Origin of the sequence: Neptunomonas japonica DSM 18939 (assembly GCF_000422765.1) — a bacterium.
Classification (GTDB): Bacteria; Pseudomonadota; Gammaproteobacteria; order Pseudomonadales; family Balneatricaceae; genus Neptunomonas; species Neptunomonas japonica.
This window is the reverse complement of sequence record NZ_AUGR01000014.1, coordinates 46818-62921: the sequence shown is the minus strand read 5'-3', so window position 1 is coordinate 62921 and position 16104 is coordinate 46818. Positions and strand designations below refer to the sequence as shown.

Annotated in this window: 16 protein-coding genes; 15 read left to right on the top strand and 1 reads right to left on the bottom strand. The window is 44.8% G+C overall.

Features of this window, described 5'->3' with window-relative positions; all coding sequences use genetic code 11:
* Positions 1-124 precede the first annotated feature (124 nt).
* The 8 genes from G511_RS0109820 to G511_RS22430 all read left to right on the top strand — a co-directional run bounded on the left by G511_RS0109820 (position 125) and on the right by G511_RS22430 (position 6486).
* On the top strand, positions 125-1849 hold the full coding sequence (locus G511_RS0109820) for an ABC transporter ATP-binding protein (protein ID WP_028469478.1): 1725 nt from the start codon (positions 125-127) through the stop codon (positions 1847-1849).
* A complete protein-coding gene (gene qhpE / locus G511_RS0109815; RefSeq protein ID WP_245573898.1) occupies positions 1846-2550 on the top strand; it encodes a subtilisin-like serine protease QhpE in 705 nt (234 codons plus the stop codon). The genes G511_RS0109820 and qhpE overlap by 4 nt, the downstream gene beginning before the upstream one ends.
* A 31-nt stretch (positions 2551-2581) precedes the next feature.
* The gene (qhpG, locus tag G511_RS0109810; RefSeq protein ID WP_028469476.1) at positions 2582-3928 is read left to right on the top strand and encodes a flavin-dependent monooxygenase QhpG; all 1347 of its coding nucleotides are present in this window, start codon (positions 2582-2584) and stop codon (positions 3926-3928) included.
* Positions 3929-4276: 348 nt separating this feature from the next.
* Positions 4277-4738 carry a hypothetical protein gene (locus G511_RS0109805; RefSeq protein ID WP_028469475.1) on the top strand — a complete coding sequence of 154 codons (462 nt, stop codon included), beginning with the start codon at positions 4277-4279 and terminating at the stop codon, positions 4736-4738.
* A gap of 122 nt (positions 4739-4860) precedes the next feature.
* Positions 4861-5397, top strand: coding sequence for a DUF4240 domain-containing protein (locus tag G511_RS0109800; protein ID WP_028469474.1), 537 nt, complete (start codon positions 4861-4863; stop codon positions 5395-5397).
* A 48-nt stretch (positions 5398-5445) separates the two neighbouring features.
* On the top strand, positions 5446-5622 hold the full coding sequence (locus G511_RS24355) for a hypothetical protein (protein WP_156905191.1): 177 nt from the start codon (positions 5446-5448) through the stop codon (positions 5620-5622).
* 57 nt (positions 5623-5679) lie between these two features.
* Positions 5680-6261 (top strand): restriction endonuclease, encoded by a 582-nt coding sequence (locus G511_RS0109790; protein WP_028469473.1) that lies wholly within the window; start codon positions 5680-5682, stop codon positions 6259-6261.
* A gap of 18 nt (positions 6262-6279) precedes the next feature.
* A complete protein-coding gene (locus G511_RS22430) occupies positions 6280-6486 on the top strand; it encodes a hypothetical protein (RefSeq protein ID WP_036551805.1) in 207 nt (68 codons plus the stop codon).
* Between the two features lie 24 nt (positions 6487-6510).
* Here the strand turns inward: G511_RS22430 and G511_RS0109780 are convergent, their stop codons facing one another.
* The gene (locus G511_RS0109780) at positions 6511-6804 is read right to left on the bottom strand and encodes an ArsR/SmtB family transcription factor (RefSeq protein WP_028469472.1); all 294 of its coding nucleotides are present in this window, start codon (positions 6802-6804) and stop codon (positions 6511-6513) included.
* Positions 6805-6911: 107 nt separating this feature from the next.
* Between G511_RS0109780 and G511_RS0109775 the strand changes: the two genes are divergently transcribed.
* The 7 genes from G511_RS0109775 (at position 6912) to G511_RS22425 (ending at position 16101) form a co-directional block, all read left to right on the top strand.
* A complete protein-coding gene (locus tag G511_RS0109775; RefSeq protein WP_028469471.1) occupies positions 6912-7823 on the top strand; it encodes a permease in 912 nt (303 codons plus the stop codon).
* A 290-nt stretch (positions 7824-8113) separates the two neighbouring features.
* Complete coding sequence (locus G511_RS0109770; protein ID WP_028469470.1) at positions 8114-8950, top strand: alkaline phosphatase family protein; 837 nt, start codon at positions 8114-8116, stop codon at positions 8948-8950.
* Positions 8950-9672 carry an HAD family hydrolase gene (locus G511_RS0109765; protein ID WP_028469469.1) on the top strand — a complete coding sequence of 241 codons (723 nt, stop codon included), beginning with the start codon at positions 8950-8952 and terminating at the stop codon, positions 9670-9672. The genes G511_RS0109770 and G511_RS0109765 overlap by 1 nt, the downstream gene beginning before the upstream one ends.
* Complete coding sequence (locus G511_RS0109760; protein WP_028469468.1) at positions 9665-11722, top strand: ABC transporter substrate-binding protein; 2058 nt, start codon at positions 9665-9667, stop codon at positions 11720-11722. Before G511_RS0109765 ends, G511_RS0109760 begins: the two co-directional genes overlap by 8 nt.
* A gap of 161 nt (positions 11723-11883) precedes the next feature.
* A complete protein-coding gene (locus G511_RS0109755) occupies positions 11884-13065 on the top strand; it encodes an ABC transporter permease (RefSeq protein ID WP_028469467.1) in 1182 nt (393 codons plus the stop codon).
* Between the two features lie 3 nt (positions 13066-13068).
* Positions 13069-14316, top strand: a complete 1248-nt coding sequence (locus tag G511_RS0109750; protein ID WP_036551804.1) for an ABC transporter permease — start codon at positions 13069-13071, stop codon at positions 14314-14316.
* The gene (locus G511_RS22425; RefSeq protein WP_084629066.1) at positions 14317-16101 is read left to right on the top strand and encodes a dipeptide ABC transporter ATP-binding protein; all 1785 of its coding nucleotides are present in this window, start codon (positions 14317-14319) and stop codon (positions 16099-16101) included.
* The last annotated feature ends 3 nt before the right edge of the window (positions 16102-16104 follow it).

Here is a 16104-nt window from a genome sequence, read left to right as displayed (position 1 = left end):
AGAAGTAAGTCTGGGTGAACTAGACGAGTTTAAAAAGGGCTGTCTGATGACAGCCCTTTTGTATTTTAACGCAGTATTGGCGTGATGAGACGGCTCTTTAAATCTGCAAGAAAGTGGAGATATCATGTTCAAATGGTTAAGCGCCGCAATTGATGGTCAGGGTGGCGACCGTTTAGAAGAGGCGTTTCGCTGGCTTTATACCTTTGTTAAGCCCCAAACCAGAGCAATTATGGGCTTAATGTTATTGTCGGTATTTGTATCAGGCATGGTGTTGTTTCAACCCTGGTTAACAAAAACGCTAATCGATGACGGTTTGATTGCCAAAGATTACGGCACGCTAGTGAGCGTTGCTTTATTGATGATCTCGGTGGGTATTGTTAGTACGGCGTTATCGGGTGTGACTCGCTATTTACACACGCGTTTATCCGGTCGAATTCTTTTTGCACTGCGCGATAATCTTTACCATCACTTACAAACACTATCCCCTACCTTTTATGGAAAACGCCGTATCGGTGATCTTCTTTCAAGACTTGACGGTGATGTAGCCGAAATCCAGCGCTTTGCCGTGGATAGTATGTTTTCTGCTGTGAGCAGTATTTTGGGTTTGATCGGCTCTGTTGTCATGCTGTTGGCATTATCGTGGAAGCTGTCGCTATTAGTCGTGATTATGATTCCGCTAGAGGTGTTGTGGTTACGTTGGATGCGCCGCAAGGTTGAAGTAAGAGTACGTACTATTCGTGAGCGTTCTGCTGACTTGTCGAGCTTTTTGGTAGAAACACTACCCGCCATGAAGTTTATCCAGTCGGTAGGCCAAGAGCATCGTGAGCGGGAACGACTGAGCAACCTCAATGAAAATTATTTGAGTGATTTGCTTAAACTACAGGTGACAGAGTTCTTTACTCAGGCGATACCCGGTACGTTAACATCGCTAACGCGTGCTTCTGCTTTTTTAATCGGTGGCTACTGGGTGATAGAAGGAAGCTGGCAATTAGGCTCTTTGATCGCTTTTTCTACCTATTTAGGAATGGCTGTTGGCCCGGTAAACAGCTTATTAGGTTTATATGTAGCGATTCAGCGAATGAGCGTCAGTCTAGGGCGTGTTAATGAGCTGCGAATAGAGCAGCCAGAAATCCCGTTTGATGCTAATTGGAAACCACTACCGGATAACATTAAAGGGGAGCTACAGTTTAATAACCTTAGTTTCTCTTATCCTGGCCGTGAGCAACTGATTTTATCTGACGCATCGGCCAGCTTACCGGCAGGCAGTAAGGTGGCACTCAGTGGCCCATCGGGAGTAGGAAAATCGACATTAATCGACCTAATGCAGCGCTACTACGACCCCCAATCCGGCAGTGTTTTGTTAGACGGTATTGATATTCGTACCATTAATCCGCTAGAGCTACGTAAAACAATAGCGGTAGTGAGCCAAGATATTATTCTGTTCAGAGGCTCATTACGTGAAAACATCCGTTATGCCAGCCCTCAAGCAAGTGAGCAACAAGTTGAAGCGGCGGCTGAACAGGCTCAGTTACAGAGCTTAATTGCTGAGTTGCCACAAGGCATCGACAGTATTATTGGAGAGAGAGGGCAGCAGCTTTCTGGCGGGCAGCGACAACGTATAGCTATTGCCAGAGCCTTGCTACAAAACCCAACTATTCTGGTATTAGACGAGGCTACAGCGGCTGTTGATGAAGCCACTGAGGCTCAGGTGATAGATGCTGTAGATAAGCTGTTTGCTGGCCGTACACGTATATTAATTAGTCATCGTGCTTCAACGCTCGCTGGTGCTGAACAGCGTTTAACTCTGGAAAATGGAAAGCTAATTGCGGGTGAGGGCCTCACGGCATGAGCGAACCTATTGATGGCGGAATGCAAGCAGGCATTCGAGTAGGAATAGTTGATAGCGGGTTTCGTGTGGACCAACAAGATTGGGTTGAAGATGGCGCGGCATTTATACTGCACGAAGGTGCACTGTGGATGGATGAGCCCAGTGAAGATCCAATCAACCATGGATCGCGGTTATTAGATATTATTCATCACCATGCCCCAGAAGCGCTTTTTTATGCAGCACAGGTGTTTAATCAACGTAATACAACCACAGCAGCACAGGTTGCGGCGGCGATTGATTGGTTAGTGAGCCAACAGGTACGCGTGATAAATTTGAGTTTAGGCTTACGCGATGATCGCCCCGTTTTAAAAGAAGCGGTTAATAAAGCGTTATCAGCAGGTGTTATTTTGTGTGCATCATCGCCAGCCAGAGGCGAGCCGGTATACCCTTCAGCCTATGATGGCGTGATACGAATGACCGGAGATGCGCGCTGTGCTTTGGATGAGATATCATGGCTTAATACCCAGTATGCCGATTTTGGCGGGCATGTTTTAGGCTTTGACCAGCAACAGCAAACAGCAGGGGCGAGCCTTGGATGCGCACATATGACAGGCCACATTACTCGATTATTGCAGGCTTTACCGGATGCCAGTTCAGAGACTGTTATTAAAGCCCTGCAACAGCAAGCGAGTTATAAAGGCCCAGAACGCAGGTTAATTTAAAATACCCTTATTCATTAGGAGTTATGTTGATATGACAGCGGTAGAAGCTACTTCCATTGTTATTCTTGGTGCAGGGCCTGCCGGTGGTGCGGTTGCCCTAGGTTTAAAAAAACTGGGTTATACAAACATCACCATAGTGGGGGAACCACGCCCTTTTTGTGCGATGGAAGGTGTTTCTGAGCGTGTTGTAGATGGCTTGCGTGGTGCTGGTTTTAGCCATGCATTAGAAAAACTCCCGCCCGCATCGGCACGTTTTGTTACCTGGAATGGTGTTACCAGCCAAGCCAATACCGAGCGCTTGATTAATCGTGCGGCATTTGATTCGGCCATATTAATGGATCTTGCGATGCAAGGTATTCACGTTATCCAAGGCCGTGCAGGAGAGGTAGCATCTACACCCGCAGGGCATAAAGTCAGTGTTGATTCGTCAGGGCAAAGCATACAGCTAAATGCCGACTTTTTAGTAGAAGCCCGAGGTAGAGCCGCTCCCGCAGCTAAACTTAAGCGCTTACGTGGCGCTGAAACGGTTTCAATTTTACAGTACTGGGAAGGTGAACCGGGAGAGCGCCAGTCGGCGGTACAAAGCTTTGAAGATGGCTGGGCATGGATGGCAGCGGATGAAAAAGGCAGACGCTACTTACAGCTAACGTTTGATGTGGCCTCATCAATACTGCCTGAGAAATCCCGTTTAGCTGAGTTTTGCATTGAAAAACTAAACACCTTAGAGCAAGCACAACCTTACCTCGCTAATGCGACCTCAACGGGTGAGATACATGCGCGTACCAGCACACCTATATTATGCCAAGAAGCCGTAGGTGATAACTGGATCAGAGTTGGTGATGCAGCCATGGCTGTTGATCCACTATCCGGTAATGGTATTTTCCAAGCACTGTCGTCATCTCTACAAGCGCCTGCTGTGATCAATACACTGCTACGTGAACCTGAAAAAGCGCTGTTAGCGCAGCGGTTTCACCAATTACGTATAACGGAACTATTCTTTCGTTTTGCTCGTATAGGGCGCGACTTTTATGCCATGGAAGAGCAATGGCAGGAACAGCCTTTTTGGGAAGCGCGTGCCCAATGGCCAGATAAACAACCAATGCACCAACAGCCTGATATAACCCAGTTACGCGTAAAAACATTGCCAGTGGTTAATCAGGGTTTGATTGAGGCAGTAGATGTAGTCACCTCGCCAGACCAGCCATTAGGTGTGTGGCACCTTAATGGCGTTCCGCTTGCACCTATCGTACTGGCCTATCAAAGTAGCCCTGATGAATTAGCCGTCATACAAGAACAATGCTTAGCTATGCAATTAAATGAGCAGCAACAAAGGCAGGTGCTGCAATGGCTTGTGGGGCAGGGAGCAGGTTTCCGATAACGCATGAACTTTGCCTTTCAAGCAGAACATTAAATAGCAAAGGCATCTTTTTGTGGTCACTAAAAACTACCCAATTTGACCCAAATAACGAGACCCTTTTCTCTTGAACAAAGAAATGAAGAGTTAAGTTATTGATATTTATAATGAACGAACTATTATCTGAGGATAGGGATTGAATGTATTGGGCAAAGGATTGGCTCTTTTTTATAAAAACCACGTTTGTTTAAACCATCCTATCTCTTTGAATTTCAATAAATTAATGCTTATGGTGCTTTTGCTTGAAACCCAAATAGGGTGCCAAAGTGATAGTAAGCCATAGGCTCTTGAATAAGCTGTTAAGTTTAAAACATGACTATGCACGAAGATTACGAAGGTTATACCAAAGAATCGAGCAAGCTCCTTCCCAAGCTGGAAGGAGCAGTCTTGAATACCGTCTTGATCAATGTAATAGATCCAGAATTTAACGTAGTTTACCTCGGCACTTCGAATGGAGTGTTTGCGCTACAAGGTGAAGTTGGCGGGGAATATCTTGGTGTTCATGAGTGTCCTGATCTACCAGAGATAACCAATCAAGACGGCTACATTATTTGTATGCATCAACCATTTGAGCAATTTGTAGGGAAAACCATCGCACAAGCTCGGCAAATAGGTGATGTCTGGAATGGTCACGGGTATGAGCTAGCATTCTCTGGTGATGAAAATCACACAATGATTGTTCAGTCTATATACTGTGGTGTTGAGCCTAAAGAGCTAGGTGATTGCCTTCGTCTTGGGGTAGGTGTTTACGTAAATCAGTGGGTAAAAACTTAACAAGCAAAGTCACTGCGACCAAATACTCTCCACTTCGCTTTTGTGCGAAGAGATACTCGCACAAAAACAAAGCTCCGGTACTTGGTGCGTGCTTTGGGCGTTAACTCTCTTGAGGATATAACGTGAGTGAAGATGATTTTTGGGAGATTATAGAGTCTTCTGGTTCGCCGGATAGCTGCTCACCTGATGAGCAATGTGAAAACATAATTGAACGGCTTACAGGCGAGCCAAAAGAAGTTTTAGTAGCGTTTGCAAATATCCATATAGAGCTTTTATGTAAGGGATATACTTGGCGGATGCTTAAGGCTAGTTTTGTATTGATCAGTTTTATATCTGATGATGTATTTGAAGACTTTCGAAATTGGGTGATTCTTCAGGGAAAGAAAAGATTCTATGAAACTCTTAAAGACCCAGATTCAATTACGAATTATATTAACGTTGAAGATCCAGTAGAAGAAGTTACCGGTGAAGGTCTGTTGTTTGTTTGCGAAGAGTCATGGGCTGGCGATATCGAAGAGCTAGAACAAAATTATGTCTATTTTGATGATCCAGATATTGATGATGAATGGCCTTCTGAAATTAAGCTACAACAAGAATTTCCTAAATTATTTAATCAGTTTTGGGATGAAGAAAATATTAGAACTCTTAATAAGAGTTAACAAGAACCAGCAACAAGGCTCCGTAAGCTAGGCGTTAAGAGTTACGTAATGACAATGAACTATTTCGAAGGCTATCGCACAGCAGAAGTGACTCTAGGTGGTATCGATATTGATGAGGTTCGCTCTAAGATTTTTGAGGCCAGAGCTTTTATGCGAAGGATGTGTGTAGCTGAACACCCTGCGTGTTTAGTTAAAAAGAATAGTAGTATACGTTCGTATAGTTAAGCTCTATATTCTCTGCTTTATCAAACGAGCAACAGTATTTTAACAGGTGATTAATTTATGAAGTTTAAGATGGCTAAAGGGTCGTTGTTCGCAGTGTTATTGCGATCCCCTTGGTGGTATAGCGTACTCATTGGTCTGCTCTTTATATTGATCATTTTGGCCGTGACAGATGCTAAATATGTGATTTTGAGCATCATCGTTCCTATGCCGTTTTTTTTAATAGGTGGCTACGCTGGGTTTAAGCAATGGCAGCAACCTTCACAAAAAAGAGTGTTGGAAGTCTCTGAACAAGCGAGAAAAATGTCGGCGGTGAGCATCTCTGAAAAAATAGCGGTTAACTATATAAAAAGTGGTTATCAGTCGAGTACGTTTAAAGGTAATGATGCTGATTTAGAATTCGTCCGTGGTCACCAAAAACTGTTGTTGTGCAGTAAGCGATTTAAAGCGGCGAATACGGGAATAGAACCGTTGAAACGGTTAGTGGCAGCTGGTGAAGCAATTGAGGCAAGAGGTTACCTTTATTTGACGCTGGGTGAAGTCTCAGCCTCTGCATACAATTATGCTCAAGAGAATAACATCGAGATAATTGAGTTGAATAGACTAGCTGTGTTGTTTGATGGCAAGGCGAAAATTGACTGAAGATCAGGATGAAAAGTAATGAGAAAGTATCAACGGAATGACCGCTCTGCAGGTCCGCTCACAGGCTTCCTTATGGGCCAGTTAGCGGCTGCTTTTTTTGCTGTTCCAACGGCCGCTTTATTGTGGTTTGCCACCAATAAATATCTCGCTATCTGGGGAGCGGGTGCTTTTATTGGCTCAACCGGATTTTGGCATGGAATAATTAGGTTCGAGCAGTGGTTTTAAAAACAGATAACAAACTACAGCAATTTAAATATCTTCATCCACACAGCACTCTGCCTGTAAAAAGCCGATAACCGAATTTAGCTGTTCATATTGAGCAACACAAAACAGGGTTCGGCCTTCTCTGCGTTGGGTGATTAAACCCGCTGATTCCAAGCCTTTCAAGTGGTGTGAAAGTGTTGATCCGGGTATCTCCAGCTTTTCTTGTACTTCGCCAACAGCAATACCTTTTCTTCCAGATTTAATCAGCTGCCTATAAACGGCCAGACGAGTGGGGTGGCCTAATTCTTTTAGCGCTTTTGCTGCCTGGTCAATATTCATATAGTGGTCTCTTATAAAATATATTTCCATATTACTAGAAATATGTTGATAGTAAAGTTCATATCTTTTATATTTCGACTATTCTAGAAATATAGAGATCTAAAGCAATGAATATTACCTTTGAAATGGTGCAAGAAAGCCTAGGTATGTTTGCCTTTCTGGCAGTCGAGCTGACAATACTTTTTTTATTAATAAGCTACATGGTCGGTGTACTACAAGAATACATCCCTCCTGCCAAGATACAGGCAATATTGAGCGGCAAGAATGGTAAGGGGTACGTTATTGCCGGTTTATTAGGGGCTATCACTCCTTTTTGTTCATGTTCAACAATCCCTTTCTTGAAAGGGTTATTACGAGCTAAAGCCGGGTTCGGCACCATGATGGTGTTTTTGTTCGCCAGCCCTTTATTAAACCCCATCATCATTGGCTTATTTGCTGTGACCTTCGGTCTGCAGGTCACCGTGTTCTACTTTGTAATGGCCATGGGCGTTTCTGTGATTGCCGGTTATAGTCTAGAAAAGCTTGGGTTTGAGCGCTTTATTAAAGCTGAGGCTTATATTGAACCTAAAGCAACAGGGTGTGGCAGTGTTTGTGGGGAGCAAGCATCCGTTAATAAGTGGAAATCTATTTGGCATGTAACCTGGGCTGATTTTAAGAAAGTCTTACCGTATCTAATGGGAGGTATTGCCTTAGGTTCTCTGATATATGGTTTTATGCCGACTGAGTTTGTGTCTGTTATGGCCAGTGATGACAACCCTTTTGCTGTACCTGTTGCGGCAATCATTGGTATTCCTTTATATATTCGGGCCGAAGCTGTCATTCCATTAAGCGCTGCTTTAGCCGCTAAGGGGATGAGCTTAGGTGCTGTGATGGCTCTTATTATAGGCAGCGCAGGCGCGAGCCTTACTGAAGTAATCTTGTTGAAGTCCATCTTTAAGAACCAGATGATTGCCGCTTTTTTAACGGTGATTATTACTATGGCGATCAGCTCTGGATATCTTTATGGGTATGTTTTTTGAGTTGAACCTGTTTTTAATGTTTATTCCACTCTAAATCAGGTGCCGTTTCACATGAGTGAGACGGCATTTAACTTGTTATGAGTAAGGGCTATAGCCTCGTATGTTTACCGCTTCTTGATTGTTACAAAATATAACTAATAGTTATGTATCAAATTCTTAATGAAGGGCTGTCATAAAAATATCTTTTAGTTGTCTTAGTTTGTTCATATTCCCTGTTTATGCTTTTCGCCAATGATTTGAATAATGATTTACCGGTATGACAGTACCGGTAACTGATCTGGCGGAAAGATATGTCTGATAAAGTAATACTGGTCGTTCTTGATGGGCTTGAGTACAGCACGGCTGCACAGTGCATGGGTTTTTTGCATGCGTTAAAAGAGCAGGGCAAGGCAACATTGTATAAATTGCAATGTGAGCTTCCGTCGATGTCCCGGCCGTTGTACGAGACTATCCTAACGGGCACTTTGCCTATTGAAAGCGGCATTGTGCATAACCATGTCGTGCGAAATTCTACTCAAACGAGTGTGTTTAGTTTAGCGCGTGAGAACAGTTTAACGACAGCAGCCGCAGCTTATCATTGGTTTAGTGAGCTCTATAACTGCGCTCCTTATGATGCGGCCAGGGACCGTTATACCGAAGCGCCTGAGCAGCTGATTCAATACGGCTGCTTCTATCACCAAGACCATTATCCCGATAGCCATCTGTACCTCGATGCTGAATGGCTACGCCGTAAATACGATCCAGATTTTCTGTTAGTCCACCCGATGAATATTGATGATGCGGGGCATCGCTCTGGTTTTGATAGCGCGCACTATCGTAATACTGCTCGCCATTCTGATATGTCACTGTCTTATCACCTACCTGAGTGGATAGCGGCGGGTTATCAGATTTTGATTACTGCTGATCATGGTATGAACAGTGATAAAAGCCATGGCGGAACCCTGCCCGAAGAACGTGATATTCCTTTGTTTGTTATCGGCGAGCGCTTCTCCCATCAGGCAGAGGGCTCTCCTAAGCAAACTGAAATTTGCGGTGTGGTGTGTGATCTTTTAGGAATACAAAATCACCAAAAGCCGGTAGCGAATGGTTTGTTATGTGAACAGCTCTCTTATAAAGGAGCAGCATAATGGCGTTAGCTATTTTTGACCTAGATGAAACGCTAGTAGCAGGAGATAGCTGCTCGCTGTTTTGTGAGTTTATGTTAACTGAAGGCTTGGTGGATAGTGAGTTTGTAGAACGTGATCAGCAGATGATGGCTTTGTATAACGCAGAAGCACTCGTGTTAGATGATTACATCAGTTTTTTTATTGAGCCACTGCGCCATTTAAGTATTGCTACCATCAACGAGATGATGCCGCGCTTTGTTGAGCAATGTATTGCTCCGCGTATTTATTCTGAAGCATATCAAGTTCTAGAGAGCCAAGCAGCGTTGGGCAATCGCTTACTGATTGTCTCGGCAACCGCTGAGTTTATTGTTAATGCGGTTGCGCGCTTTTTGGGTGTATCAGATGTTTTAGCCATTCGTTTAGCAAGTGAACAGGGCTTTTACACGGGTAAGATTGAGGGTGTTCCAACCTTTAGAAAGGGCAAGGTGACTCGGCTTAATAGTTGGTTAGTCGAGCATGATGAAACCTTAGAGGGTGCTCAGTTCTACAGTGACTCTATTAATGATCTTCCCTTGTTAGCGCTGGTTGAACACCCGATTGCAACCAACCCAGACAAACAACTCTTGCAGATAGCAACACAGCGCAATTGGCCAGTCGTTAACTGGTCGGCGTTTCGACCTAGTGATTCATTTAATGACCAATCCGTTCAACACTCAACCATTCAGGAAGTAACCCATGTCTAAATTTCTGATCGCCAGTGCAGTAGCACTTATCTCAGGTAATGCAGTAGCGGCGTGTCCGGCTGTAGTCGGTGCTGATGCAGGTGGAACTTACCCTCATATATTCGAAAAAGCAGAATTTGAAAGCCTACATGGCTGCCAGATGAACTTTAATGAGAACCCAGTTATAAAGGCACTTAACAGCCGTATAGCGGGTAATGTAGAGCTACTTTCGCTCGCTAAGCGTTTACCAGAAGAGCCATTGGTGATTGCGCCGTATCAGAGCATTGGCCTGTATGGTGGTGTGCTGGATGGTATTTCTAAAGCGACAGAGTCGGGTACCTCTGATCTGTTGTCGGTTCGCCATGTGAATTTAGTACGTTTTAGTGATGATTTGGCAACGGTCGTGCCAAACGTGGCTAAGTCTTGGAAATGGAACAACGATTTTACAGTACTTAAGGTTAATCTGCGTAAAGGCCATAAGTGGTCAGATGGTAGCCCTTTCACAGCCGAAGATATTGCTTTTTGGTACAACAACATGCTGATGGATAGCAATATTATCGAGAAGCCAAAAGATCGTTTCTTATCTGCGGGTAAAGCGATAAAAGTTGATGTACTAGATGAAACAACCGTGCAGTTCACTATGAACAAACCTGCACCGGGCTTTTTGGATAACTTTGCTCAAGACTACGCGCAACCGTTCCAGCCTAAGCATTTGTTAGCCCAGTTCCACCCTGAGTTGAATAAAGACGCTGATAAAAAAGCCCAAGAATTAGGTTTTGATAATGGTTATGCCGTTATTAACTTCTACTATGGCCAGTCTGATTGGAAAGATATCCCAACGCCTCTGTTAAAAGACAAAGCGGCTTCTGAGCGCTTAGTTAAAGCCGGTTTAACGGCAATTATGCCATCTCTGGAGTCTCATTTGGTTGTGGAAGAGTCATTGGAAGGGCGCCGATTAGTGGCTAACCCATACTTCTTCCAAGTTGATACGGCGGGTAACCAACTGCCTTATATTAACGAGATCAAAGAAGTTTTCATCGGTGATGAAGATATTCAAACCGCTAAGCTCATTGCTGGCGAAGTGGATTATAAAGCGCAGGCCGTTAACTTACCGCAGACCCCTGTATTGCTAGAAAACAAGGGGCAGGGCAAGTACGAGATTGCACTACGCCCGACAATCGCTCAGACAACATTTGCTTTCAACCTGACCGATAAAGATGAAGAGAAGCGCGCGGTATTTAACAATATTAATTTCCGCCGTGCTATGTCGGTAGCGATGAACCGTGACCAGATTAACGAAGTGGCTTACTTCGGTTTGGGTAAACCCATGCAGTACACCGGTTTTGATGCGGATACCACGCCATTTGTTACTGACGAATTACAGAAAAGCTGGACGCAGTTTGATCCAAAAATGGCAGCTAAACTGTTGGATAAAGCCGGTGTTATTGATAAAGACAACGACGGTGTACGTGATCTTCCTTCAGGTAAAAAACTTGAGTTAAACATTCAATATGCAACTCAGGGCACGCCGACTGAACTGGTCGAAATCATTGCCAATAACTGGACAGATGTTGGTGTGAAAACCACCATCAAAGAAGTGACTTCTGATGAATACCGTAACTCGCAAACAGCTAACGACCTAAGTGTGCTTAGCTGGGTAATGGGGCGTCCGTTATCAAATATTGCCAGTAACACCGAAACGCTGGTTCCTCCTTACGGTGGTTTCTTCGACTTGCGTACGGGCATGCTGTGGTCACAGTTCCTTGATACTAATGGTGCTGAAGGTGTAGCGCCGCCAGCAACCGTCGCACAGATGCAGAAGTTGGCTGCTCGTTTTGTAACACTCAAAGCAGGTACGCCGGAGTCAAACGAGCTAGGTACAGAGATTGCTCAGCGTGTGGTTGATGACCTGTTCATTATCGGTACGGTTAAAGCAGTTTCTCCGGTTTATCGTAGCCGCTCTTTGGGTAACTTTGCCGTACCTAAAACGTCTTCATATGAGTTCTATCGTATGTACCCATACCTTGCTACTCAGTGGTTCTTAGGTAACGAAGATATGGCTAATAACTAATTATTTCAAAGGTTAGAAAAGGGAGGGGCGTTGCCTCTCCCTTTTAGTGAGTGAGACTATTTTAGTTATCCGAGTTTGCTAACCCCATTCCAGGGGTATGCCCTAAAGACCAAGGTTATCAGTGGCATAGGGTTAACAAGTTCTGTTTATGGAGTCCGGTTGTGATTGCCGATTTTTTTACTAACACCTGGTTGTTGTGGGTTCTACTCAGTGTGGCTGGGTTTTTGTTTTTTCGTAGTCGTAGCAGCCAGTACTTTCATTATGTGCTTAACCGTTACCTGCTGGCGTTAATGACGCTACTGATTGTGAGCGGTATTGTTTTTTCACTGATGGAAGTTTTACCCGGTGATTGTGCTGAAAAGTACATTGCTTACAAAAACACTCAGGGTGAAATTATCACGCAAGCCGATATTGCTGCTGAAAGATCACGTATGGGGTTGGACCGCTCCTTAGTGGTTCGCTGGAGTAGTTGGATTACCGATCTTACATTAAGAGGTGATCTTGGTTTTAGTTGTGCTAAGCGCCAGTCAGTGAATATAGCGCTGGGTGATCGCTTCTGGATGAGCTTTGGGTTTTGTATTGCCGGTTTAGTGTTTGCTTATCTAATAGCAGTTCCTTTTGGCATTCTCTCGGCCTATATGATCAATAAACCGTGGCTAGATTCAAACCCGCAGCATAGCCAAAAACAACGCCTAATTAACTCCCTTGGTTTGAGCTTTAACAAATTACTGGATCTTAAGTTACGGGTTATCAGTTATCTGGGGTTGGCATTACCTAATTTCTTATTAGCGTTGAGCATTATTTTGCTTTACGTATTCGCAGGTGAACCCGTACCTACGGGGTTGTTCTCAGATCAATGGAGTAATGAGCCTTGGTTTGGTGAGAGTGGCTTTCAATACGCTAAGTTAACTGATTTTTTGAGCCATATCTGGCTACCTATTTTTGTGATTGGCTGGGCCGCTACCGCTCTACAGTTACAAACGGTGCGCGCTTTAGTCGTCGATGAATCCAATAAGCTTTATGTCGATGCTGCCCGTGCTCGCGGTGTACATGGTATGAGCTTATGGGCGGGTTACCCGGTGCGTCACTCAATTAGCCCGTTGTTTAATAGTATCGGTTTCGATTTTCAGCGAGTGTTTAATGACCTACCCATTGTAGCGGTGGTTATCGGCCTTACTGACTCAGCCGCATTATTGATTGAAGCACTGGCCATGACGAATGATCAGGAGATGGCCGCAGCGATTCTCTTTTTGGTGGCTCTGGTTGTTATCTCAATGAATTTTATTACTGATATTGTTCTGGCGGCGATCGATCCGCGAGTCCGTAAGAGTGTACTTGGATAGATTATGATGAGCAGTGTATTGGCCCGCTTTGGGCAAAAAACTAAAACATCGCAAGATGAGTCTTACTATACCGCTGGCCAGTTAGCGCTGATCAAAGCACGCTTTACGCGCAAGGCCAGTGGAGTCGTCGCGGGTTGGATATTGGTATCTATCGTTATGATGGGTTTCTTTGCACCGTTTTTCTCTCCGGTAGACCCTACCATTCGTGGAGCAGATGCGGAGTATCGAAGAGGAGCGCCTCAAGCCTTTTTCTTTTGGGATGAGCAGGGTATTTCTTTACGTCCATTTACCTACACATATAGCAAAAACAAACCAAAAATTGATTTTAAAGCATTAGCGGCTAGTGGCGGTTTGGATGCCCTTGATGCACTGACCTCCAGCGGTGCGCTGAGCTCCTCCTCGCAGAACAAATATAACGTCGATAGAGATAAACGACGTTACGTGCAGTTCTTTGTTAAAGGGTGGGAATACAGCCTGATTGATTTCAGTATGGCGGGTTTAGATTTAGACCTTCGATGGGATCGGCACTTGTTTGGTGTGGAACAGGGCGATATCCACCTAATGGGCACGGACGAAGATGGCAAAGATGTCTTTAGCCGTACCTTACATGCAGTGTGGGTAACGGTGAGTATTGCCGTGGTTGCTTTGGTCGTTAAGCTGTTTACATCCCTATTGGTAGGTGGTGTCAGTGGTTATTTTGGCGGGCGAGTTGATGCTGTGCTAATGAGCTTCACTGAAGCGGTTCGCGTTATCCCATCGATCCCTGTTTACCTAGCGTGTGCCGTTGCCTTATCAAGTATGGATCTTACCGCTGTGCAGCGTTACTTTGCGATTGCGGTGGTTATTGGTGCGTTAGATTTTGCTACGTTAGGGCGGCGTTTGCGCACACATATTCTAACTGAGCGTAATCAGGACTATGTATTAGCGGCGCAACTTTGTGGCTCCAGTAGCTGGCGGATCATCTGGCGCCATCTAATACCGAGTTTCACGAGCTATATTATCGTCGATACCTTGATCAACTTTCCTTACGTCATCTTGGCAGAAACCAGCCTTAGCTTCTTGGGGTTAGGCTTAACTGAGCCGGTTAATAGTCTGGGGGTTTTACTGCAAAAAGCTCAAGACCCAGATATCCAGCAAAATATGATCTGGCAGTTTTTTCCAGTACTCATTTTTGTGGTGTTAATTATGGCATTTGTTTTTGTTGGCGACGCTCTGCGTGATGCTGCAGACCCTTATTCGGAGAAGAAATAAATGATGATTAATAAAAGCATGCACACTAACCTGCTTGAAATTCGTGATCTAAGTATCGACTTCAATACCGACGAAGGCTTAGTGCATGCCGTTGAAAATATTAGCCTTAGTATTCGCCCGGGTGAGGTGATGGGGCTGGTTGGCGAAAGTGGTTCGGGTAAGTCGATCACCGCAAAAAGTATTATGCAGCTACTGCCGGGTAACGCCATTATTCAGCCGCAGAGCCAGTTACGACTTCGCCACGACAACAATGATATTGATATTCTAAAGCTGCGCGGCCGTGATTTACGCAAAGTGCGTGGTGATATGGTTTCAATGATATTCCAAGAACCTATGGCCAGCTTTGCTCCGGCGATTCGCTTGGGTGATCAGATCGTAGAAACCATGCAAATTCACTTGGGTTACAGCCGTGAACAGGCTCGCCGAGAAGGCATAGCCTTGTTTGATCGCGTTGGTATTGTTGATCCTGCCCGACGGTTCGATCAGTACGTGTTTGAATTATCAGGGGGGATGCGGCAACGCGCCATGATTGCTATGGCGTTATCAACAAAGCCTAAGCTACTGATTGCAGATGAGCCAACCACTGCTTTGGATGTGACGATTCAGGCGCAAGTGTTGGAGCTAATGCTAGAGTTGCGTGAGCAGATGGGCATGGCAATGCTATTTATTACACATGACTTGGGCGTTATTTCTAAAATTGCCGATAACGTAACGGTAATGCGTAAAGGCGAAGTAGTGGAGGCGGGCAATGCCGATCAAGTGCTATTTAAGCCTGTGCATCATTATACCCAGCGCTTGCTAGCCGCTTTACCGAATTTAGATAACTTACCTGAAGCACCAAAGAAGAAGCCGCAGGCACTCTTGAGTATTAACGATCTCTCAGTCAGCTACCCCGTGGCAGGAAATAGTCGTAAACAAGAGATGTTCACGGCGGTAAAAAATATCTCGTTGAACCTGCCTGAAGGGCAAATTATTGGTTTGGTGGGCGAGAGTGGTTCGGGTAAGACCTCTTTGGGTAAGGCGCTGTTGGGAGCTGCGCCAATTAGTGAGGGAAGTGTTAAGTATCACGGTACTAAAAAGAAAGTACATTTTGGAGCAAACAAACGTCTCAAACGTAAACGTTTATCTAAAACTGCACAGATGGTGTTCCAAGACCCTCACAGCTCGCTAAATCCAAGAATGACGATTCGGGATATTATCGCAGAACCGTTAGAGGCTATGAACTTAACCTCCAGCCGAGAAGAAACCGACCAGCGTGTAATAGAGATAGCTAAGCGCTGCCATATTGAAGTCGAACACTTACGGCGTTTTCCGCATGCCTTTTCCGGCGGGCAAAGACAACGGATTAGCATTGCTCGGGCACTGGTGTGTAAACCAAAATTTATTGTGGCTGATGAGTCAGTGGCAGCACTGGATGTTTCAATTCAGGCCGAAATCCTCGCGTTATTAAAAGAGCTAAGGGCCGAGCTAGGTCTCACCATTTTGTTTATCTCGCATGATCTTAGCGTAATCGCTAACTTATGTGATTGGGTGTGTGTCATGAAGGATGGCTCTTTGGTTGAGCAAGGTACAGTCCGGAAGATATTCCTTAAACCTGAGCAGCCGTATACTCAAAAGCTAATCGCTTCTATTCCATTGTTAGAGCCGCCGCAACCGCAGGTTGAGCGCTTGCTGGAATCTACAGAGGTAGTTGCAGTTCAGCAGGAGCCTTTAATAAGAGGGCCTATAAGGGGGCACATAACAAAGGCTTCAATAAAATCGCACACTGAAGAGTTACGCTGTTAAGGC